The following is a 19,956-nucleotide window of genomic DNA, read 5'->3' as shown; positions in this document are numbered from 1 at the left end:
GCCGGACGGGCTGAAAAGATCAAACCCCGGCCGGCGAAAAATCAGCCCCTCCGGCGTTTGAGGAGCGGGGGTCCGGGGGCTGGCCCCCGGTACGGGACGGGTAGGGGCGGCGGGGGCGAGATCACTGGGACGGCTGCTGTACGGGGGCGCGGTCCGGTTCCGGGACCCGGCGCCTGCGCCTCCGTTTGAGCAGGGCCCAGGGACCCCGCGGTCCCGTCGGCATCGCTGCCGTGACCTCTGTGCCCGCCTCCGAGGCGGCCTCCGCGGCTGCCTTGGCCACCGGCAGGAAGCCTTCGCGGCGCGTGACGTCGGGGCGCTCCTCCTCGGCCGGCCACAGTTCCAGGGCCGCGCAGACGGTCGGCAGCACCGCCATCGCCGCCGTGGCATACCCCTCGGCCGAGGGGTGGTAGTTGTCGGGCCCGAAGAGTTCGCGGGGGTTCGCCTCGAACTCCGGGCCGAGCAGGTCGCCCAGCGACACCGTGCGGCCGCCCTGTTCCACCGTGCCGATCGTCTGGGCCGCCGCCAGCTGGCGGGAGGCGCGGCGGGCCAGCCAGCGCAGGGGCTGCTGGACCCGCTCCACCGTGCCCAGGTCGGGACAGGTGCCGACCACCACCTCCGCACCGGCCGTCCGCAGCCGCCGTACCGTCGACGAGAGGTGACGGACCGAACGGGTCGGCGGCATCCGGTGGGTGACGTCGTTCGCACCGATCATGATCACGCAGACGTCCGGCACCAGCGCGGGATTGGCCAGGACCAGCGCCACCTGGCGGTCCAGGTCGTCGGACGTGGCCCCCGGGAGGGCCACGTTGTGGAGTTCCACCGGGCGTTCCGCCACCGCGGACAGCCCGGAGGCAAGGAGTGCGCCCGGCGTCTGGCTCGCTCGGTGCACGCCCTGCCCCGCCGCCGTGGAGTCACCGAGCATCGTCAGGCGCAGGGGCGGTTCGTCGGGGGTGGTGGCGTACGTGGTGCCGTACAGGCCGTCCGCCACGGGGACCCGGCCGCCGGAGCCGTTGCCCACATGGCGCCTGGCCATCCGGACCTCCGCCAGCAGCAGACCGACGGCGGCCGCTCCGGCCAGGCCGATCCCGCCACCGCCGTATGCCGCGCCGGCCGCGATCCGCCGGGCCACCCTCGCCCTCGACATGCTCGTCATACGTCGCCGCCACCTCCTCGAAGCCGTACATCCACTCCTTGCCCCGTACCGGCCGTTCGCCAATCTCAACGACAAGTGAACGGCCCTCCCGGGCCGTAGGCTGGCGGGACAATCCCGACCACTTCTTTTGCAAGCATCCGGAGACAACGGTGCATTTCCACGACTCGATGATCAGTCTCGTCGGCAACACCCCGCTGGTGAGGCTCAACAGCGTGACCAAGGGCATCCGGGCGACCGTCCTGGCCAAGGTCGAGTACTTCAACCCCGGCGGCTCCGTGAAGGACCGCATCGCCCTGCGCATGATCGAGGCGGCGGAGGAGAGCGGCGCGCTCAAGCCCGGCGGGACGATCGTCGAGCCGACCAGCGGGAACACCGGCGTCGGCCTGGCCATCGTGGCGCAGCAGAAGGGGTACAAGTGCATCTTCGTGTGCCCCGACAAGGTGAGCACCGACAAGATCAACGTGCTGCGGGCGTACGGGGCGGAGGTCGTCGTCTGCCCGACGGCCGTCGACCCCGAGCACCCGGACTCGTACTACAACGTCTCCGACCGGCTGGTGCGTGAGACGCCGGGAGCGTGGAAGCCCGACCAGTACTCCAACCCCAACAACCCGCTCTCCCACTACCACTCCACCGGCCCCGAGCTGTGGGAGCAGACCGAGGGGAAGATCACCCACTTCGTGGCGGGTGTGGGCACCGGCGGCACCATCTCCGGCACCGGGCGGTACCTGAAGGACGCCAGCGACGGCAAGGTCCAGGTCGTGGGCGCCGACCCCGAGGGGTCCGTCTACTCGGGCGGCTCCGGGCGGCCGTACCTCGTGGAGGGTGTGGGCGAGGACTTCTGGCCCACCGCCTACGACCGGACCGTCGCCGACGAGATCGTCGCGGTCTCCGACAAGGACTCCTTCCAGATGACCCGCCGGCTCGCCAAGGAGGAGGGACTGCTCGTCGGCGGCTCCTGCGGCATGGCGGTCGTGGCCGCCCTGCGGGTCGCCGAGCGGCTGGACGAGAACGGCGTCGTGGTGGTGCTCCTGCCGGACAGCGGACGCGGGTACCTCAGCAAGATCTTCAACGACGAGTGGATGGCCGACTACGGCTTCCTGGAGGACGAGGGCCCGAGCGCCCGCGTCGCCGACGTCCTGAACGACAAGGTGCACGGCGCCATCCCGTCGCTCGTCCACATGCACCCGGACGAGACGGTCGGGCAGGCCATCGAGGTGCTGCGCGAGTACGGCGTCTCGCAGATGCCGATCGTGAAGCCGGGCGCCGGCCACCCGGACGTGATGGCCGCCGAGGTCGTGGGCTCGGTCGTGGAGCGCGAGCTGCTCGACGCCCTGTTCACCAAGCGGGCCTCCCTGGAGGACCCGCTGGAGAAGCACATGTCCGCCCCGCTGCCCCAGGTCGGCTCGGGCGAACCGGTCGGCGACCTGATGTCCGTGCTCGGCGCCGCGGACGCGGCGATCGTCCTCGTCGAGGGCAAGCCGACCGGCGTGGTCAGCCGGCAGGACCTGCTGGCCTTCCTCGCCAAGGGCGGGAAGTAGCGGCAAACGTCCGGTGAACGGCGGGTGCCGGAGGCGAACTTTCGTTTGCCTACCGAAGTGGTGGACTTCGTTGAAGTGGTACGAGCGTGTCACGTCCACGCAGCACACGCTTAACACGGGTCCGGCACATTAGTGGGTGTCGGCAGGGCGGGAGCGGCTCCCCGCCCCGGCCGGCACCGAAACGTCCAAGGACCTCCGGAGCGGCTCCCGGACCTCCATGGACGCCCGGACGTGAGACCCGGCCCTGACCCGGTCAGCGTCCCTCGCGGGGACCGCCGTCGTCCCGCCCCCCGGCAACGGGGGTGCGGCGGTCCCCGCGCACACCTTTTTCTGCGGGGCTATGCGCCCGTAGTGGCCCAACTACCCAGCAGGGCAAGCCTCTCCGCCGTCTCCGAACCCGGTTCCGGGGTGTACGCCACGATCGTCTGGTCCGGTTCCGACGGGAGTGACAGGGATTCGTACGGGAGGGTCAGCAGGCCTGCGACCGGGTGCCGGACGCGCTTGACTCCGTACATGCACGCCTTGACCTGGTGGTCGGCCCACAGGCGGCGGAAGTCCTCGCTCTTGAGGGAGAGCTCGCCGACGAGGTCGCGCAGGCCGGGGTGGTCGGGTCGGGCGCCCGCGTTCAACCGCAGATGGGCGGCGGTCTGAGCGGCGACCGCGGCCCAGTCGGGGTAGACGTCACGGCCGTCGGGGTCCAGGAACAGGTGGCGGACGATGTTGCGCCGGGCGGGCGGCATCCGGCTGAAGCCGCTCAGGGCGTCGGCGAGCGCGTTCCAGGCCAGGACGTCCATGGCGGGCCCGAGGACGAACGCCGGGTTGCGCGCCATGCCGTCGAGCAGCACCTGGATGCCGGGGCGGACCCGGGGCGCGGTCCGGCGCCGCTCGCGTTTCTTCTGCGGCCGGGCCACCGCGTACAGATACGCGTGCTCCTCCCCGTCCAGCCGCAGGACGCGCGCGATGGCGTCCAGTACCGCGTCCGAGACTCCCCCAGACTTCGTCCGGGAGGGGCCCCCAGGCCCACGGCCCTGTTCCAGCCGGATGTAGTAGTCGACGCTTACTCCGGCCAGCTGCGCCACCTCCTCCCGGCGCAGGCCGGGCACGCGGCGCCGTCCGTGCGAGGCCAGCCCCACCTCCTCGGGCTGGATACGGGCGCGGCGCGAGCGCAGGAAATCTCCGAGGTCCCCGTCCATGGGTTCGATCGTAGGGGAGTGGCGGAATTCGAACCTGGTACTGGCAGACCCAGGAAAAGTTCATCCCTGGGTAGGGCCCGAGCGGCGGCGCAAGGTGGTTGGTGTCGCCGGGCAGATGCCCGGACGGCTTCCCTCGAACTTCCTTGCCAAGGAGCACTCATGTCGTACGAGAAGCTGGCCGGCCGTACCGCTGTCGTCACCGGGGCCGCGAGCGGGATCGGTGAGGCCGTTGCCGTACTGCTGGCGGCGCAGGGCGCCAGGGTCGCGCTGCTGGCGCGGCGCCGTGAACGGCTGGACGGGATCGTCGAGAAGATCCGGGCGAACGGCGGGCAGGTGCTCGCCGTGGTCGCCGATGTGACCGACGGCGGGTCGGTGGACGCGGCCGTCGAGCGGATCCATGCCGCCTACGGCACCGTCGACCTGGTCGTGAACTCGGCCGGTGTCATGCTGCCGAACCCCGTCGACGACGGGCGGGTCGACGAGTGGCAGCGGATGCTCGACACCAACGTCAGCGGTGTGCTGCGGGTGATCCGCGCCTTCACCGCCGATCTGGTGGGCGCGGCCGCGGACGGCCGTACCGCGGACCTCGTGAACATCTCGTCCGTCGGCGCGCACATCACGTTCCCCAACTACGCGGTGTACGGGGCGACCAAGGCCGCCGTCACCTATATCTCGCAGTCCCTGCGCGGTGAGTTCGGGCCGCGTGACGTGCGCGTCACCAACATCGAGCCCGGGCTGACCGCGACCGAGCTGGCACAGCACATCGACAGCGACTCGCTGCAGGAGCAGGTGCTGGGAATGGTCGAGGCGCTGGGCTCGCTGTCGGCCGAGGAGGTCGCCGATGTCGTGGCCTACGTCAGCAGCCGTCCCCGGCACGTCAACCTGCGGCAGATCGTGGTGCTGCCGACCCGGCAGGTGTGAGGTCAGTCCTCCCAGCGGTCCTCGTCCTTGGTGGAGCGGCGACGGCGGCCGAAGAGGTCGGCGTTGACTCGGACGGCCTGGAAGGCGTTCACGCCGACGATGCCGGCCCAGGTGATGAACAGTCCGGCCAGATGGCCGATGCCGCCGCCGATCGCGGACAGCGGGATCGCCAGGACCAGCGAGACGATCCCGAAGCCGAAGCGCTCGCCCCAGGAGTCCGTCGGCGGCTTCGGCGCCCGGGAGCCACGGGCCACCACCATCTGCTGCTCGGCGAGCTGCCGGCGCACCCGGCGCTCGACCGCGCCGTCGATGCGTTGGTCGACCTTCTCCAGGAACGAGTCGACCAGCGCCGACTCGTACTCGTCGCCGAGTTCCCTGCGTGCCTGGAGGGTGGCGTTGAGTTCCTTCTTGACTTCGGCGTCCCGCGCGTCCATCCCCGTCTCCATTCCCGTCATGGGAACCCACGTTAGGGAGCCGGGGCGCTCACCGCACTGGGGATAGCCCCCCTGTCGGGGCTGGGGCCGGCCGGGAGGACACCGAACGACTCCAGGACCCTGCGGTGGTCCTGGCCGACCCCGCTGATGCTGACCTCGATACCGCGGCCGCGCAGCTCGCCGACCACGTCCTTCAACGTCATCGCGCCGGTCGCGTCCACCGCCGTGAGCCCCGACAGGCGCAGGTCGACGGCCGCGACACCCTGCACGTCGGCGAGGCTGCGGCGGAAGCGCTGGGCGGCGGCGAACAGCAGCGGTCCGTCGAAGCGGTACGTCACCGTGCCCGCCCCGCCGGGCACCTCGTCGACCGCGGCGGGCGTGAGGCGGGTGCCGCGGACGGCGGCGCGCAGAGCCAGCAGGACGGAGACCCCGAGACCGATCAGTACGGCCCGCACCAGGTCCAGGGCGAGCGTCGAGGCCGCGGTGAGGACCAGGACCAGCGCGTCGCCGTGGGTCGCGCGGGCCATGGCCCGTACCGCGTCCGTCTCCACCATCCGTACGGCGGTCGCGAGCAGGACGCCCGCCAGCGCGGCCAGCGGGATACGGCCCACCAGCGGGGCGGCGACCGCGACGATCCCGGCGAGGATCACGGCGTGCGCGAGGGCGGCGAGGCGGGAGGCGGCGCCGGTGCGGACGTTGACGGCGGTGCGGGCGATCGCGCCCGTCGCCGGGACGCCGCCGAAGAGCGGGGCCGCGAGGTTGGCGATGCCCTGCCCGAAGAGCTCCTTGCCGGGGTCGTGGCGCTCACCAGGGCGCATCCCGTCGGCCACGGAAGCGGACAGGAGGGACTCCAGGGCCGCGAGCGCGGCGACCGCGGCTGCGGGCGCGAGGAGGGAGGGGATGCGGGTGACGTCGAGGAAGGCGAAGGAGGGCGCCGGCAGGGAGGGCGGGAGCGAGCCGATGCGGGTGACGTGGAGGTGCAGGGCCTCGGCCACGGCCGTCGCCGCGGCGACGGCGGCGAGGGAGAAGGGCACGGTGGGTTTCCAGCGGGCGCCCGCCACCATCAGCGCCGCCGAGCCGAGCGCGAGCAGCAGGGCAGGCCAGTGCGGGGCGGCGCCGAACTCCTCGGCCGCCCGCGCCGCGACGACCGCGACCTGCTCGCCGTGCGGCAGCGGCACGCCGAGCGCGTTCGGCACCTGCTGCAGGGAGATCACTGCGGCGATGCCGATGGTGAAACCGGCGATCACGGGCGCGGGCACGTACGCCATGGCGGATCCGGCCCGGGCGAAGGCCAGCCCCAGTAGCATCAGCCCGGCGAGCAGGCCGACCGTGAGGACGCCGTCGGCGCCGTAGTGGTGCACGATCGGCACGAGGACGACGGTCATCGCGCCGGTGGGGCCGCTGACCTGGCGCGCGCTGCCGCCGAGGAGCGCGGCGAGCGACCCGGCGACGATCGCGGTGATCAGCCCGGAGGCGGCACCGAGCCCGGAGGTGACCCCGAAACCGAGGGCGAGGGGGAGGGCGACGACGGCGACGGTCAGGCCGCAGAGCAGGTCGCGCCGCGGAGCGCGGGTCATGGAGCGGAGGTCGGTGCGGGAGGGCAGGACGGAGAGGGCCGAGCGAGGGGGGTTCATGGGTCTTCTTCGTGAGGGGGTGGCAGGTGGTTCAGGGCAGCAGGGAGACCAGCCCGGTGTCGAGGTCGAAGCGGGCCGCCGTGATGTGCGCCGACGTGAACGCCGGGTCGGCACGGATGGCGTCGCGTACCCAGACCGTGTTGGCCCGCATGGTGTGTTCGGCCCAGTCGCCGGGCAGGTGCCGGGTGCGCAGGGCGGCCGGGGCGATCTCGTCCACCAGCAGCTCCAGATGGCCGGGGACCGGGGCGTCCGTGCGCAGGTGGTCCAGCGTGGCCGCGACCGCCCCGCAGCGCTCGTGCCCGAGCACCAGCACCAGCGGGATGTGCAGTTCCTGGACGCCGTACTGGATGGAGGCGAGCACCGCCTCGTCCAGCACCTGGCCGGCCGTCCTTATGCAGATCAGGTCTCCGAGGCCCTGGTCGAAGACGAGTTCCGGCGGCACGCGGGAGTCGATGCAGCCGACCACCACCGCGAACGGGTGCTGTCCGGCCGCCAGTGCGTGCCGCAGCCCGTTGTCCTCGTGCGGGTGGCGGGAATTGCCGGTGGCGTAGCGCCGGTTGCCGGCGAGCAGGTCGGCGAGGGCGGAGCGGGCGGTGACGGGCGGGCGGGGCCGGGCGTCGGGGTCGGCGGGGGCCGCCGACGCGGGGGCGGCGGCCAGCGCGCCGACGGCGGTGGCGGCGAGAAAGGCCCTGCGGTTCGAGGCCATGACGCATCCTCAGGTGTTGTGCCGATAGCGCACATTCACCGTATGCATGCGATCAGTCACCCTGAGTGCCCGTTTAAGGACACTTGGTTGATTCGTCGTCAGATCATCGCCGCCCGGATACCCCCTCTTGATCTCTTCATCTGTTGATCAGACGAGCCCGTGCTGCTTGGCGTACGCGTTGGCCACGTCCTCCGGGTCCTTCTTGTCGTTGTCGACCTGGCTGTTGAGCTGGGTGAGCTGGGCGGTGGTCAGGACGTTGCCGAGCCTGGCGAGGGCCTTGCGGACCTTGTCGTCGGCCTTGCGGTCGGCGATGAGCGGGACGATGTGCTGGCTGGGGATGAGGTTCCTGGGGTCGGTCAGCACCACCCAGTCGTTGGCGGCGATGTCGGTGTCGGTGGTGAAGAGGTTCGCCACGTCCACGTCGCCCTTCTTCAGGGCGCCCTTGACCAGCGGGCCGTCGGAGTCGAGCGACTTGAACTCCTTGAACTCCACGCCGTAGACGTCCTTCAGGCCGATCGCGCCCACCCTGCGCTTCTTCACCTCGGGCGCGGCACCGATGACCAGCTTGCCGGTCTGCTTCGCCAGGTCGGCGAGGGAGGCGAGGCCGTACTTCCGGGCCGTCTGACGGGTGACCACGAAACAGTCGGAGTCGGCGGCCTGGCCGTACGGCAGGACCTGGAGGCCGCTGGGCATCGCCAGGGTGAGCGCGTTCTGCATGGTGCCGGGCTCCGCCGAATCGTCCTTCGGGGCGAGGTAGTTGAGGAGGGCGCCCTGGTACTCGGGGAGCAGGTCGATGTCTCCGCTCTTCAGTGCGGGGATCACGATCTCGCGGGTGCCGAGGTTGGGGCGGACCTTCACCTTCACGCCGGCCTGCTGGAGTACGGCCGCGTAGAGGTAGCCGAGTACCTGGTTCTCGGTGAAGTTGGCGGTGCCGATGGTGACTCCGCCCTTGCTGGAGCCGCCGCCACCGGAGGCGGAGCCCTGGCCGTCGAGGGAGGTGATGCCGCTCGCGCAGGCGGAGAGGGCGGGGACGGAGGCGGCCGCGAACAGGCCGCCGATGAGGGTGCGTCGGTTCATGGTCTGTGTTCCCTAGGCGGTGCGGTGGCGGAAGAGGAAGCGCTGGAGGGTGCTCAGCAGCAGGTCGAGGAGTACGGCGACCAGGGCGACCAGCACCGCGCCGCCCAGCACCTGCACGAGGTCGCGCTGGGCGAGGCCGTCGAAGACGTAGCGTCCGAGGCCGCCGAAGGAGACGTACGCGGCGATCGTGGCCGTGGCGACGACCTGGATCAGCGCCAGGCGCAGGCCCGTCATGATCAGGGGGAGTGCGAGGGGCAGTTCGACCTGGAACAGGACCTGGTGGCCGCGCATGCCCTGGCCGCGGGCGGCGTCGCGGACGTCCGGGTCGACGGCCGTCATCCCGGCGTAGGTGTTGGTGACGATCGCCGGGACCGCGAGCGCGACCAGGGCGACGTACACCGGCAGCATCGACAGGCCGCCGGCCAGGAAGACCAGCACGACCAGGCCGACGGTCGGCAGCGCGCGGCCGAAGGACGACAGGTTGATCGCGACGAACGCGCCCTTGCCGGTGTGGCCGATCAGCAGTCCGAGGGGGAGGCCGATCGCGGCCGCGATGAGGGTCGCGAGGAGCGAGTACTGGAGGTGCTCGGCGAGGCGGTGGGCGATGCCGTCCGGGCCGGTCCACTGCGATCCGCTGGTCAGCCAGCTGCCGAGGTTCTTGAAGAGTTCGTACATCTCAGGCTCGCCGCCTCTTCCACGGGGTGAGGGCGTACTGGAGGGCCACCAGCAGGGCGTCCGCGACCACGGCGAGGAGGATCGTGAGGACCACGCCCACGATCACCGGGGTCGGGAAGTTGCGCTGGAAGCCGTCGGTGAAGAGCTGGCCGAGGCCGCCGTCGCCGATGTAGGTCGCGACCGAGACCAGCGAGATCGACATGACCGTCGCGATACGGACGCCCGCCATGATCACGGGGAGCGCGAGCGGGAACTCGACGGTGAGGAGCGTGCGCAGCGGGCGCGTGCCCATCGCCTTGGCCGCCTCCTTGGTCCTGGCGGGGACCGAGTCGAGGCCCTCGACCGTGTTCCGCAGCAGCACGACCAGGGTGTAGACGGTCAGGCCGATGACCGTGGTGGTGCGGGTCAGGCCGCTGATCGGCAGCAGGAGCACGAAGATCGCGATCGACGGGATTGTGAACAGCACGTTCGAGAAGCCGAGCAGGAAGCCGCGCAGGGGGCGGATCCGGTGCGCGACCACCGCGAGCGGCAGCGAGATCAGGACGCCGAAGAAGACGGCGGTCAGAGCGGCCTGGAGGTGGGAGACCGTGAGGCTGGTGAGGTCGTCGGTGTGGTCGCCTATCCACGACCAGTCGATGGTCATGCGGCCACCCGGGCTTCCGTGTGCGCCTGGCCGGCGTGCCGGTGGATGTCGTCGCGGGACGAGACGCCGGTGAGGACGCCGCCCGCGTCGACGCGGGCGATCAGGCCGGTGGGGGAGGCGACCGACTCGTTGAGGGCCGACAGCAGGGAGTCGGTGTCCTTGAGCGGGCGTACGGGGAGCTCGGCGTCCGTGCTCGCCCAGTGCCGGGGCTTGCGTGCCTCGTCGAGTACGAGGGTCCAGGCGCCGCCCTCGGGGGCCGGGCCCTGCGGTACGTCCGCGAGGGTCTTCAGCGAGAGCAGCTTCAGGCCGCGCTCGGCGCCGAGGAAGTCGGCCACGAAGTCGTCGGCCGGGCGGGCGAGCAGCTCGGCGGGTGGGGCGCACTGCACCAGATGGCCGCCGGTGCGGAAGATCGCGATCTGGTCGCCGAGCCGCACGGCCTCGTCGACGTCGTGGGTGACGAAGACGATGGTCTTGCTCAACTCCTTCTGCAGGCGCAGGAGTTCGTCCTGGAGCTGGGTGCGCACCACCGGGTCGACCGCGCCGAACGGCTCGTCCATCAGCAGGACGGGCGGGTCGGCGGCCAGTGCGCGGGCCACGCCCACGCGCTGCTGCTGGCCGCCGGAGAGCTGGTGCGGGTAGCGCCGGCCGGCGTCGGGGGCGAGGCCGACGGTCTCCAGCAGCTCGGCGGCCCGGGCGCGGGCCTTCCGGCGGCCCCAGCCGAGCAGGAGCGGCACGGTGGCGATGTTGTCCAGCACCGTGCGGTGCGGGAAGAGGCCCGACTGCTGGATGACGTACCCGATGGAGCGGCGCAGCTCGGCGGCGTCCTGCCGCGTGACGTCCCGGCCGCCGACCCGGATGGTCCCGGAGGTCGGCTCCACCATGCGGTTGATCATCCGCAGGGTGGTCGTCTTGCCGCAACCGGAAGATCCGACGAGGACCGTCACGCCCCCTTCCGGAATGTCCAGGGAGAGGTCGTGGACTGCTGTCGTGCCGTTGGGGAAGCGCTTGTGGACCGCGTCGAACTGGATCATGAGTTGTCCCTTGCCCGGCTGTATAACGTCATGCAGAGTTCTTGGTATCTGAATAGCTTGTCAACGGTTCGGTGTTAATCCGAGGTAACGGATGACCGAAGAGCAAGATCCAGTGTCCGGATTGATGGGAGTTTGCGCCTTATGTCGTCTCGGATCGTGGACATGTCGCATGCGGCGTTCTCCGGGGGTGCCGGACTCGTCGTCCTCGACGGGGTCGGTCTCGGCGTCGTGGACGTCGTGCGCCTCGCCGACGGGACCGCGCGGCCGGTCCCCGGGAGCGAGGCGATGCGGCGCGTCGAGGAGTCCTGGGACGCCGCCCGGCAGATCGCCGCGACCGGGCGCGTCTACGGCCGCTCCACCGGCGTGGGCGCCAACCGGAACGAGGACGTGCCCACCGAGGCGGCCGCCGAGCACGGCCTCAGGCTGCTGCGCAGCCACGCCGGCGCGATCGGCGAGGAGCTGCCCCCGCGGGAGGTGCGGGCGATGCTCGCCGTCCGCGCCAACCAGCTCCTCGCGGGTGGCGCAGGGCTCAGGCCCACCGTCGTCACCGCGCTGTGCGAGGCGCTGGAGAGCGGGGCGCACCCGGTCGTCAACGAGTTCGGCTCGGTCGGCACCGGCGACATCGCGGCCCTCGCCCAGGCGGGCCTCGCACTCGCCGGGGAGCATCCCTGGCGGGGGCCGAACGCACCCAAGCCCCAGCCCCTCGACAACAACGACGCGCTGGCCTTCATCAGCAGCAACGCCCTCACCCTCGGTCAGGCCGCCCTCGCCCTGCACGAACTGCGCGGGCTGGTACAGGCCACCCAGGTCGTCGCCGCCCTCTCCCTGCTCGCCGTCGACGGCTCGCACGAGGCGTACGCCGCGCCCGTGCACGCCGCCCGCCCGCACCGGGGCTCCAGCGAGGTCGCCCGCCGGATGCGGGCGCTGATCGGCGCGGCGGACCGGCCCACGCCTCCCCTCGGCCGGATCCAGGACCCGTACGGCTTCCGCTGTCTGCCCCAGATCCACGGCCCCGCGCTGGATGCGGCGGACAACTTGGAGGAGGTCGTGGCGATCGAGATCAACGCGGCCGCCGAGAACCCGCTGATCTCACCCGAGGACATGGCCGCCTACCACCACGGCGGCTTCTACCAGGCCCAACTCGCCCTCGCCCTGGACCACTTCAGGCTGTCGCTCACCCAGGTGGCCCGCCTGTCGACCTCCCGCCTCTCCACGCTCAACGAGCCCGCGTTCACCCGGCTGCGGCCCTTCCTCGCCGACGACGTGCCCGCCTCCTCGGGCGTGATGATCCTCGAGTACGCCGCCGGGGCCGCCCTCGGTGATCTGCGGGCCTTCTCCGCTCCCGCCTCGCTCGGGCACGCTGTACTCTCCCGGGGCGTCGAGGAACAGGCCAGCTTCGCCTCGCTCGCCGCACGTCAGACACTGCGCGCCTGTCGCGCGTACCGTCTCGTCGTGGGCTGCGAACTGGTCGCCGCCGTACGTGCCTTGCGCCAGCGCGACCTGCGGCCCGAACCGGACCTCCCGGTGGGCCGGGCGCTGGAGCTCGCCGAGTCGGTACTGGCGGCCGACCAGGCCGACCGGCCGCTGACGGACGACGTGACGGCGGCGGCCGCACTGCTGGACCGGTTCACGGACATCTGGAGGGGGAGCGGGTCATGAGCACGGAGAGGGAACTGAGCGTGGTGGACAGTCCGGCGGGGCGGCTGCAGGCGCTCTTCGAGGGGCACCGGCTGACGCCGACCCAGCGGCGCATCGCGCACAGCATGGTGCGGCGCGCGGCCGACGTGCCGTTCCTGTCCAGTGTGGAGCTGGCCGAACTGGCCGGGGTCAGCCAGCCGTCCGTGACCCGCTTCGCCGTCGCCCTCGGCTTCGACGGCTACCCGGCGCTCCGCAAGCACCTGCGCGAGGTCGCCCCCGCCGAACAGGCCGCGGACGCCGGCTCGTACAACGAGTACCAGCAGGCCGTGGAGGCCGAGATCGAGAACCTCCGGCACCTCGCGGAGCTGCTGGCCGATCCCCGGCCCGTGCAGAAGGCGGGCCGGCTGCTGGCGGCCTCCCGGCCGCTGCCCGTCCTCGGGCTGCGCGCCGCCGCCTCCCAGGCCTACGGCTTCGGCTACTTCGCCGCCAAGGTCCACCCGGACGTCCGGCTGCTCAACGAGGGCGGCACGATGATCCACGACCGCATCGAGGCCGCCGTCCGGGCCGGGGCGACGGCGCTGCTGTGCTTCGCGCTGCCCCGGCATCCGCGCGAGGTCGTGGACACGCTGGCCTTCGCGAAGGAGGCCGGCCTGACGGTGGTGACGGTCGCCGACTCGGCCTTCGCGCCGGTCGCCAAGGTCTCCGACCTGCTCCTGCCCGCCGCCGTCGGCACGGGCCTCGCGTTCGACACCGCCTGCGCGCCGATGCTGCTCGGCCGCGTCCTGCTGGAGGCGATGTGCGACGACCTGCCGGACGCACAGGCCCGCCTGGAGGAGTTCGACGTACGGGCGGCGGCGCGGGGGCTGTTCGTGGAGTAGGGCCGCGTTTTCAGATTCGTCTCACGTTGCCTCGTTAGCGTGCGTCCCACGGATGCCGCACAGACGTGAGACGGGAGACGGACGTGGCACGCGGAGAAGGCAGAGCCCAGGGTCTGGCTCGGGTGGCCGTCGTCGTACGGGCCGGGGCCGCACCCCTTTGGTGGGCCGGGGTGTTCGCGGCGGGTGTCGGAGTGCTGGTGCCGGGGCTGACCGGGCGGCGGATCGGCTTGCTGGCGGGAGCCGCGCTGTTCCTCCTCGCCGTGGCGGTCGTCTCGACCGTGCGGCGCAAACGGTACGCCGCGCTCGCCCGGGCGGCCGCCCGCGCCGGCAGGCACGACGTGCTCCAGGACCGCGCGGTGAGCGTGCGCAACTGGCGCCGCGGGCACCGCTGGTGGCTGCTGCTCGCCTTCGCGGCGGCCGTGGGCAGCGCGTTCGCGGTGCCGGCCGCCGGGGGCATGCTGCTCGCCGGGTGCGGCACCGGGCTGCGGCTGAAGGCCGCCTGGCTCGGGCGGCGCGAACGGGCCGACGACGCCCTGCTGTGGGTACGCGTCGACTGGCTCGCCGCGAACGGCGGACGCCCGGCCGGCAAGGCCGTCAAGGCGTACCGCAGCACGGGCATCGCGGCGGGCGACGCGGCTCCGGGCGGAGCGCGACGCCGCACCGCGGCGCTCGTATAGCGAGACGGTCGGTCAGACCTCGAGCTCCTCCTCGATCTTCCTCAGCTGGTGGCGGGCCATCGCCAGGTTGGACCTCTTGGCGTCCAGCACCAGGTACAGGAAGAGACCGTTGCCGCCGCGGCCGCTGATCAGGCGGATCAGGTGGTACTGGTCGTTCAGCGTGATCAGGATGTCCTCGATCTGGCCCTTGAGCCCGAGGTGCTCCATGGTGCGCATCTTGGCGCGGACGACATCGGTGTTGCCGGCGGCGGCGACATTCAGGTCGAAGCCCTTGCTGCCGCCCATCGTGCCCAGCGCCATGCCGCTGGTGTAGTCGACGAGCGCGACGCCGGTGGCGCCTTCGATGGAGGCGAGCGCCTCTTTCAGTGCGGTTTCGGTGTTGGCCATGACTGTGCTCCTCGGTTCCTCTCAACTTTCCGTGGTGGTGCGCGCGTTGGTGTTGGTGGTTGTGGTGCGTGGTGCGCGCGGGGTTCTGGTCCGTGGGGCGGCCGGTTTGCTCTCCGGTTTGGCCGCCTTGGCCTCGCTGGCCGGACTGCTCTGGTGGGCGGGTGCCGTACGGCTGTCGCCGAGCTCGCCGATGCGGGCGGCCGCCCGGCGGCCCTCCAGGAGGAGCCGGCCGAGGTTCACGCGGTCCTGGGCGAGCAGTGTCAGCACGGCTGCGCCGCCCGCCGCGTACGCCGCCACATAGCCGTACGCGCCTCGCACGACCAGTTCGCGGAACTCGCCCTGTCCCGTCGCGTCCGCCAGCTTCACCGCTGCTCCGTGCGCGGTCTCGACGAGCGCGGCCATGCCGTTCGGCTCGACGCCCGGGGTGTCGTGGGCGAGGACGCGCCCGTCGAGGCCGGTCGCGAGGGCGCCGGTGAGCTGGGGGACGCGGGCTCTCAGACGGCGCAGCTCCTCGAGGATGTGCGGGTCGGCAGCCATCCGGTGTCTCCTCTCGAACCAGTCAAAGGGCCTCCAGCGCATCCCTGAGCCTCTTCAGCAAGATGGTGTGGGGATCGGGCGGCAGCTGTTCGGGGCCGGTCGGCGGGGGTGGCTCGCCGCGGGTGGGCGGCGGCTGGGCCGGCTTCGGCTGTGCCGGAACGGGCAGGGGTGATACGACCCCTGCCGCCATCAGCCGCCGCACGTCCACCAGGGTGTGGAAGGCCGGGCGGCCCAGTTCGCGGGCGATGTCGGGTGCCGTGCGCTTGCCGTTCACCCGGTCCAGCACCGTCTGCTGGCGGCGGGTGAGGGCGGGGGCCGCCACGGGGTCCGCGCGGATCAAGGGGGCCTCGTCCGTCCGCGGGTCCGGCCAGATGCGGTGGAGGAGGTCGCGGCGGCGCAGCGTCTCGTGCTCCAGGGCGGCCACCGGGACCGGGTGGATCGGGCCGAGCGGGTGGGCGCTGCCGTAGCGGAAGCGGCCGGGCGTGCTGCTGGGGGCGAGCGCGAAGTACGCGGCGTCGTACAGCGCCGTCAGCTGGCACAACTCCAGGGCGCCGGAGGCGAGATGCCCCCCGTCGACGAGGTGGCTGCCGACGCTGTGACCGTCGTCCGCCTCCGTGAGCGCCCGCTGCCAGGCCTCGGGGGAGAGCGTTCCGTGGGCCGTGAGGAGCATGTCCAGGCCGGGTGCGGACGGGCTGTCGGCGTGTACGACCAGGCCCTCGGCCAGGTGGAGCGTGCCGCGCTCGCGGACCAGGACACCGGTCGCCTGTTCGGCGGCGAGCCGGGTCAGCATCGGGGAGACACCGCCCCACCCGCGCCCGCCGGCCGCGGTCTTGGTGCGTACGGGCAGACGCGGGGGTTCGGCCGTCCGGACCGCGGTCATGCCAGCACCAGCCGTTCGGCCATCTCGCCCAGCCGGATGCGGGCCAGCGCCAGGTTGCCCTCCGCGCGGGCCAGCCACAGGTGCAGGAACACACTGCCGTCGAAGGAGGCCCCCACGAACCGCAGCACGTGATAGCTGTCCCGGTTGCTGACGATCAGATCCTCGACCGGCGGATCCGCGTCTGCGGCCGCGCCGTCCTCGGGATCGTCGTCCGGTGCGAACGCACGCTGCTCGGCGGCCAGCCGGGCGATCTCGGCGGCCTCCACCGCGGCCGCCTCCTGGTCGCCGCCGGGCGACTCGCCGACGGTGCCCAGGGCCAGCCCGCTCATCCAGTCGATCAGTGCGGCCCCCCGGGCACCGGGCAGTCGCATCGCTTCCAGCAGACACTCGTCGATTCCGGGCACCGTGGCTCCCCTCCCGCCTGCGGTTCGGCTGAGTGATGCCGAAACTACGCAACGTGTGCGCGAGGGGTGAGCGTTCTGGCATTTTCCAGTGGAACATGCGCCGGAGGACTAAGGTGGGTCAACTTGCCTTGATTCACTCCTAGTTGGCCATCAGATCCACCGGTGTGCGTCAAGGGTGGTCAGGTGCCCGGAGGGTGGTGAGCGAGTCCGCGTGCGCCCCTCCCGACTCGGCCACGATCTCGTCGAGGCTCTGCGGCTCCCGGACGGTCGCGAAGGCGATGCCCCCGGCCCCGTCCGGTGCGAAGCCGTAGATCCCGGGCCGGGCAAGGGAGTTGTACGCGTAGTGGTGCGCGAAGTAGTACGCGCCCGTGTCCAGTGCCGCCGCGTAGTCGCCCTGCTCCAGCAGCGGCAGCGCCCGCCCCTCTGCCAGCAGGTCGCCCGAGAAGCAGGCCGGCCCTGCCACGTCCTGCGCGACCGCCGGGCCCTCCTTGGGGTGCCCCTTGCCGTCGTAGGCGGCGATCCTGAGCGGCCACGCTCCCGGCGCGTACACCGTCCGCGTCGCCACCTGCACGCCCGCGTGCGTGACCGCGACCGGCCGCCCGCCCGCGCTCTTGGCGTACTCCACCCGGGCCACCACCGTGCCGTGCTTGGCCAGCAGCGACCGTCCGAACTCGGTGACCAGCCCGTACCGCCCGTCGAACAGCCCCGGCACCGCCTCGCTCAGCAGTCGCGCGTACTGCGCGTACGTCGGTGTCGTGTCGTCCGAGCCGAAGTTCACCGGCAGCCCGCCGCCGATGTCGAGGGTGTCGATCTGCGGGCGCCCGAGCCGCCGGTTGATCTCCTCGGCGAGTGCATACGTCTCGGCCACGCCCTGCACCATCAGCGAGAGCGGAATGCCCTGCGACCCGGTGTGCGCATGCAGCCGCCGCAGCCACGGGCGGTCCGCATACGCCCGCACGACCCACTCCCGCGCCCCCTCGTCCCGCAGCGCCACCCCGAACTTCGAGGTCGCCGTCGCGGTCGACGTCGCCTCGATGGAGCCCCCGCCGACCTGCGGGTTCACCCGGAGCCCGAGCGGGGAGCGGCTGGTCGCGGATCGCATCAGGGTGTCGATGCGGTCCAGCTCCTGCGGGTTGTCCGCGTTCACGGCGATGCCCAGCGCCAGCGCCTCCCGCAGCTCGGCCGGGGTCTTCGCGGGCGAGTCCAGGACCGTGTGGCTCGGCGGCACGCCCGCCGCCCGCGCCAGCGCCAGCTCGCCCGGGCTCGCCACCTCCGCGCCGATCCCCTCCGCCTGTAGTAGCCGCAGTACCGGCACCAGTGGGCTCGCCTTCACCGCGAAGGCGTGCAGCACGGGCGTGCCGGGCGCGGTGACCGCGTCGAACGCCGCCCGCAGCTCGGCGGCCGCCTCCCGGATGCCGGTGACGTCGAGCAAACCCACGATGGGGGTGCCGGGCCCCAGCAGCCCCTGCTCCACGGCGGCCCGCACCGCGTCGTCACGCCGGGCCGCCCGCTCGGCCCCGTCCCTGCCGTGCCTGCCGTCCATGACGTCCCCCGTTCCTCGCCGTTCGTGCCTGGTGCATCCAGCCAAACATCTGCGGTGGGCGCACGCTGGCCCGCGAATGTATTGACTAGTTCTATTCAGGACGTCAGGATGTGAATAACGGCAGCAACAATCCGCTAGGAGGCAGACCATGTCAGGACCCCGCCCCGTCCGAGCACCGCGCGGTACGGAACTGAGCGCCCTGGGATGGCAGCAGGAAGCCGCCCTGCGGATGCTGCAGAACAACCTCGACCCGGAGGTCGCCGAGCACCCCGACAAGCTCGTCGTCTACGGCGGCACCGGCAAGGCGGCCCGCGACTGGCGCTCCTTCGACGCCATGGTGCGGACCCTGAAGGGGCTGAAGCAGGACGAGACCATGCTGGTCCAGTCCGGCCGCCCGGTCGGCGTCATGCAGACCCACGAGTGGGCCCCGCGCGTCCTCATCGCCAACTCCAACCTGGTGGGCGACTGGGCCAACTGGGAGGAGTTCCGCCGCCTGGAGGCCCTCGGCCTGACCATGTACGGGCAGATGACCGCCGGTTCCTGGATCTACATCGGCACCCAGGGCATCCTCCAGGGCACCTACGAGACCTTCGCCGCCGTCGCCGCGAAGAAGTTCAACGGCACTCTCGCCGGGACCATCACGCTGACGGCCGGCCTCGGCGGCATGGGCGGTGCCCAGCCCCTCGCCGTGACCATGAACGACGGCGTCGCGATCTGTATCGACTGCGACCCGCGTGCCATCGAGCGCCGCATCGAGCACCGGTACCTGGACGTGAAGGCCGACAGCCTGGAGCACGCCCTCCAGCTCGCGGTCGAGGCCCGCGACGCCCGCCGCCCGCTCTCCATCGGCCTGCTGGGCAACGCCGCCGAACTGCTGCCCCGCATGCTCGCCGAGTCCGCCCCCATCGACATCGTCACCGACCAGACCTCCGCCCACGACCCGCTGTCGTACCTGCCGCTGGGCATCGACTTCGACGACATGGCGGACGCGGCGGCGAAGGACCCGGCCGGGTTCACGGTGCGCGCGCGGGAGTCGATGGCCAGGCACGTCGAGGCGATGGTCGGCTTCATGGACGCCGGTGCGGAGGTCTTCGACTACGGCAACTCGATCCGTGGCGAGGCTCAACTCGCCGGGTACGAGCGGGCGTTCGCGTTTCCCGGCTTTGTGCCGGCGTACATCCGGCCGCTGTTCTGCGAGGGCAAGGGGCCCTTCCGGTGGGCCGCGCTGTCGGGTGAGGCGTCCGACATCGCGAAGACCGACAAGGCGATCCTGGACCTCTTCCCGGAGAACGAGTCCCTGGCGCGCTGGATCAAGATGGCGGGGGAGCGGGTCCACTTCCAGGGGCTGCCCGCGCGTATCTGCTGGCTCGGCTACGGCGAGCGGGACAAGGCCGGGGAGCGGTTCAACGACATGGTGGCCTCCGGTGAGCTGGCGGCTCCGCTGGCCATCGGGCGTGACCATCTGGACTGCGGGTCCGTGGCGTCTCCGTACCGCGAGACCGAGGCCATGCTCGACGGCTCGGACGCGATTGCCGACTGGCCGCTGCTGAACGCGATGGTGAACGTGGCGTCGGGTGCGTCCTGGGTGTCCATCCACCACGGTGGCGGTGTGGGCATGGGGCGGTCCATCCACGCGGGGCAGGTGTCTGTCGCCGACGGTACGAAGCTCGCGGGCGAGAAGATCCGCCGGGTGCTGACGAACGACCCCGGGATGGGTGTCATCCGGCATGTCGACGCCGGGTACGACATCGCCGAGTCGGTCGCGGACGAGCGGGGTGTACGGGTTCCGATGCGCGAGGGTGACGAGGCGTGAGGCAGGTCGAGGGCGGGCACGGCAACTCTTCGGTGGGGGCTGAGCTCTCGTCGCCGACTGCGGGTTCGGCTGTGCCCACCCGCCCCCACTCTCAACTTCGTTCGAGCGGGGGGACCCCCATCGCCCTGCGGAACGACTGCCCACAGCCTGGACGGCCCGAGGCCGCGCAGCCTGGCGGTGGTGGCTCGTTCCAC

General features: G+C 72.0%; 20 protein-coding genes. 6 read left to right on the top strand and 14 right to left on the bottom strand.

What is annotated here, in order from left to right; genetic code table 11:
• Window positions 1–121: 121 nt before the first annotated feature.
• Window positions 122–1,153, bottom strand: a complete 1,032-nt coding sequence (locus AB0N07_RS21075; protein WP_365837141.1) for an SGNH/GDSL hydrolase family protein — start codon at window positions 1,151–1,153, stop codon at window positions 122–124.
• A gap of 149 nt (window positions 1,154–1,302) precedes the next feature.
• Between AB0N07_RS21075 and AB0N07_RS21070 the strand changes: the two genes are divergently transcribed.
• On the top strand, window positions 1,303–2,691 hold the full coding sequence (locus AB0N07_RS21070; RefSeq protein ID WP_365837139.1) for a cystathionine beta-synthase: 1,389 nt from the start codon (window positions 1,303–1,305) through the stop codon (window positions 2,689–2,691).
• A gap of 338 nt (window positions 2,692–3,029) precedes the next feature.
• Here the strand turns inward: AB0N07_RS21070 and AB0N07_RS21065 are convergent, their stop codons facing one another.
• Window positions 3,030–3,884, bottom strand: a complete 855-nt coding sequence (locus tag AB0N07_RS21065; RefSeq protein WP_365837137.1) for a helix-turn-helix transcriptional regulator — start codon at window positions 3,882–3,884, stop codon at window positions 3,030–3,032.
• Between the two features lie 159 nt (window positions 3,885–4,043).
• Between AB0N07_RS21065 and AB0N07_RS21060 the strand changes: the two genes are divergently transcribed.
• Window positions 4,044–4,805: an SDR family oxidoreductase gene (locus tag AB0N07_RS21060; RefSeq protein ID WP_365837135.1), complete on the top strand. Its 762-nt coding sequence runs from the start codon at window positions 4,044–4,046 to the stop codon at window positions 4,803–4,805.
• A 2-nt stretch (window positions 4,806–4,807) separates the two neighbouring features.
• On the opposite strand, the gene AB0N07_RS21055 is transcribed toward AB0N07_RS21060, so the two are convergent.
• The 7 genes from AB0N07_RS21055 to AB0N07_RS21025 all read right to left on the bottom strand — a co-directional run bounded on the left by AB0N07_RS21055 (window position 4,808) and on the right by AB0N07_RS21025 (window position 11,005).
• Window positions 4,808–5,239, bottom strand: coding sequence for a hypothetical protein (locus tag AB0N07_RS21055; RefSeq protein WP_365837147.1), 432 nt, complete (start codon window positions 5,237–5,239; stop codon window positions 4,808–4,810).
• A gap of 32 nt (window positions 5,240–5,271) precedes the next feature.
• Complete coding sequence (locus AB0N07_RS21050) at window positions 5,272–6,873, bottom strand: SulP family inorganic anion transporter (protein ID WP_365837133.1); 1,602 nt, start codon at window positions 6,871–6,873, stop codon at window positions 5,272–5,274.
• 31 nt (window positions 6,874–6,904) lie between these two features.
• Complete coding sequence (locus AB0N07_RS21045) at window positions 6,905–7,579, bottom strand: carbonic anhydrase (RefSeq protein WP_365837131.1); 675 nt, start codon at window positions 7,577–7,579, stop codon at window positions 6,905–6,907.
• A gap of 147 nt (window positions 7,580–7,726) precedes the next feature.
• Entirely contained in the window at window positions 7,727–8,656 is a 930-nt protein-coding gene (locus tag AB0N07_RS21040) for an ABC transporter substrate-binding protein (RefSeq protein WP_365837129.1), read from the bottom strand.
• A 12-nt stretch (window positions 8,657–8,668) separates the two neighbouring features.
• Window positions 8,669–9,331: an ABC transporter permease gene (locus AB0N07_RS21035; protein WP_365837127.1), complete on the bottom strand. Its 663-nt coding sequence runs from the start codon at window positions 9,329–9,331 to the stop codon at window positions 8,669–8,671.
• A 1-nt stretch (window position 9,332) separates the two neighbouring features.
• Window positions 9,333–9,974 (bottom strand): ABC transporter permease, encoded by a 642-nt coding sequence (locus tag AB0N07_RS21030; RefSeq protein ID WP_365837125.1) that lies wholly within the window; start codon window positions 9,972–9,974, stop codon window positions 9,333–9,335.
• Window positions 9,971–11,005, bottom strand: coding sequence for an ABC transporter ATP-binding protein (locus AB0N07_RS21025; protein ID WP_365837123.1), 1,035 nt, complete (start codon window positions 11,003–11,005; stop codon window positions 9,971–9,973). Before AB0N07_RS21025 ends, AB0N07_RS21030 begins: the two co-directional genes overlap by 4 nt.
• Before the next feature lie 141 nt (window positions 11,006–11,146).
• On the opposite strand from AB0N07_RS21025, the gene AB0N07_RS21020 reads away from it, so the two are divergent.
• From AB0N07_RS21020 to AB0N07_RS21010, 3 genes are all read left to right on the top strand, one after another.
• Window positions 11,147–12,664, top strand: coding sequence for an aromatic amino acid ammonia-lyase (locus AB0N07_RS21020; protein WP_365837121.1), 1,518 nt, complete (start codon window positions 11,147–11,149; stop codon window positions 12,662–12,664).
• Window positions 12,661–13,521 carry a MurR/RpiR family transcriptional regulator gene (locus tag AB0N07_RS21015; protein WP_365837119.1) on the top strand — a complete coding sequence of 287 codons (861 nt, stop codon included), beginning with the start codon at window positions 12,661–12,663 and terminating at the stop codon, window positions 13,519–13,521. The genes AB0N07_RS21020 and AB0N07_RS21015 overlap by 4 nt, the downstream gene beginning before the upstream one ends.
• Before the next feature lie 83 nt (window positions 13,522–13,604).
• Window positions 13,605–14,198: a hypothetical protein gene (locus AB0N07_RS21010; RefSeq protein WP_365837117.1), complete on the top strand. Its 594-nt coding sequence runs from the start codon at window positions 13,605–13,607 to the stop codon at window positions 14,196–14,198.
• Window positions 14,199–14,210: 12 nt separating this feature from the next.
• Here AB0N07_RS21010 and AB0N07_RS21005 read toward each other — a convergent pair whose 3' ends face one another.
• The 5 genes from AB0N07_RS21005 to AB0N07_RS20985 all read right to left on the bottom strand — a co-directional run bounded on the left by AB0N07_RS21005 (window position 14,211) and on the right by AB0N07_RS20985 (window position 17,949).
• Window positions 14,211–14,585, bottom strand: a complete 375-nt coding sequence (locus AB0N07_RS21005) for a hypothetical protein (RefSeq protein WP_365837115.1) — start codon at window positions 14,583–14,585, stop codon at window positions 14,211–14,213.
• A gap of 21 nt (window positions 14,586–14,606) precedes the next feature.
• Complete coding sequence (locus AB0N07_RS21000) at window positions 14,607–15,122, bottom strand: roadblock/LC7 domain-containing protein (RefSeq protein ID WP_365837113.1); 516 nt, start codon at window positions 15,120–15,122, stop codon at window positions 14,607–14,609.
• Window positions 15,123–15,144: 22 nt separating this feature from the next.
• The gene (locus tag AB0N07_RS20995; protein ID WP_365837111.1) at window positions 15,145–16,002 is read right to left on the bottom strand and encodes a transcriptional regulator; all 858 of its coding nucleotides are present in this window, start codon (window positions 16,000–16,002) and stop codon (window positions 15,145–15,147) included.
• On the bottom strand, window positions 15,999–16,406 hold the full coding sequence (locus AB0N07_RS20990; protein WP_365837109.1) for a hypothetical protein: 408 nt from the start codon (window positions 16,404–16,406) through the stop codon (window positions 15,999–16,001). Before AB0N07_RS20990 ends, AB0N07_RS20995 begins: the two co-directional genes overlap by 4 nt.
• Before the next feature lie 169 nt (window positions 16,407–16,575).
• Window positions 16,576–17,949, bottom strand: coding sequence for a diaminopimelate decarboxylase (locus tag AB0N07_RS20985; RefSeq protein WP_365837107.1), 1,374 nt, complete (start codon window positions 17,947–17,949; stop codon window positions 16,576–16,578).
• 148 nt (window positions 17,950–18,097) lie between these two features.
• Between AB0N07_RS20985 and hutU the strand changes: the two genes are divergently transcribed.
• Entirely contained in the window at window positions 18,098–19,762 is a 1,665-nt protein-coding gene (hutU, locus tag AB0N07_RS20980; protein WP_365837105.1) for a urocanate hydratase, read from the top strand.
• The last annotated feature ends 194 nt before the right edge of the window (window positions 19,763–19,956 follow it).

This window comes from Streptomyces sp. NPDC051172 (assembly GCF_040682555.1).
GTDB lineage: Bacteria > Actinomycetota > Actinomycetes > Streptomycetales > Streptomycetaceae > Streptomyces.
Note: the sequence above shows the minus strand (reverse complement) of the source record. Positions and strands in the feature narration are given on the sequence as shown.

What these genes read in the sequence shown, in the direction of transcription:
- AB0N07_RS21075 (WP_365837141.1), bottom strand. Translation starts at nt 1,153, where the DNA reads ATGACGAGCATGTCGAGGGCGAGGGTGGCCCGGCGGATCGCGGCCGGC.
- AB0N07_RS21065 (WP_365837137.1), bottom strand. Translation starts at nt 3,884, where the DNA reads ATGGACGGGGACCTCGGAGATTTCCTGCGCTCGCGCCGCGCCCGTATC.
- AB0N07_RS21060 (WP_365837135.1), top strand. Translation starts at nt 4,044, where the DNA reads ATGTCGTACGAGAAGCTGGCCGGCCGTACCGCTGTCGTCACCGGGGCC.
- AB0N07_RS21055 (WP_365837147.1), bottom strand. Translation starts at nt 5,239, where the DNA reads ATGGACGCGCGGGACGCCGAAGTCAAGAAGGAACTCAACGCCACCCTC.
- AB0N07_RS21050 (WP_365837133.1), bottom strand. Translation starts at nt 6,873, where the DNA reads ATGAACCCCCCTCGCTCGGCCCTCTCCGTCCTGCCCTCCCGCACCGAC.
- AB0N07_RS21045 (WP_365837131.1), bottom strand. Translation starts at nt 7,579, where the DNA reads ATGGCCTCGAACCGCAGGGCCTTTCTCGCCGCCACCGCCGTCGGCGCG.
- AB0N07_RS21040 (WP_365837129.1), bottom strand. Translation starts at nt 8,656, where the DNA reads ATGAACCGACGCACCCTCATCGGCGGCCTGTTCGCGGCCGCCTCCGTC.
- AB0N07_RS21035 (WP_365837127.1), bottom strand. Translation starts at nt 9,331, where the DNA reads ATGTACGAACTCTTCAAGAACCTCGGCAGCTGGCTGACCAGCGGATCG.
- AB0N07_RS21030 (WP_365837125.1), bottom strand. Translation starts at nt 9,974, where the DNA reads ATGACCATCGACTGGTCGTGGATAGGCGACCACACCGACGACCTCACC.
- AB0N07_RS21025 (WP_365837123.1), bottom strand. Translation starts at nt 11,005, where the DNA reads ATGATCCAGTTCGACGCGGTCCACAAGCGCTTCCCCAACGGCACGACA.
- AB0N07_RS21020 (WP_365837121.1), top strand. Translation starts at nt 11,147, where the DNA reads ATGTCGTCTCGGATCGTGGACATGTCGCATGCGGCGTTCTCCGGGGGT.
- AB0N07_RS21015 (WP_365837119.1), top strand. Translation starts at nt 12,661, where the DNA reads ATGAGCACGGAGAGGGAACTGAGCGTGGTGGACAGTCCGGCGGGGCGG.
- AB0N07_RS21005 (WP_365837115.1), bottom strand. Translation starts at nt 14,585, where the DNA reads ATGGCCAACACCGAAACCGCACTGAAAGAGGCGCTCGCCTCCATCGAA.
- AB0N07_RS21000 (WP_365837113.1), bottom strand. Translation starts at nt 15,122, where the DNA reads ATGGCTGCCGACCCGCACATCCTCGAGGAGCTGCGCCGTCTGAGAGCC.
- AB0N07_RS20995 (WP_365837111.1), bottom strand. Translation starts at nt 16,002, where the DNA reads ATGACCGCGGTCCGGACGGCCGAACCCCCGCGTCTGCCCGTACGCACC.
- AB0N07_RS20985 (WP_365837107.1), bottom strand. Translation starts at nt 17,949, where the DNA reads ATGGACGGCAGGCACGGCAGGGACGGGGCCGAGCGGGCGGCCCGGCGT.
- hutU (WP_365837105.1), top strand. Translation starts at nt 18,098, where the DNA reads ATGTCAGGACCCCGCCCCGTCCGAGCACCGCGCGGTACGGAACTGAGC.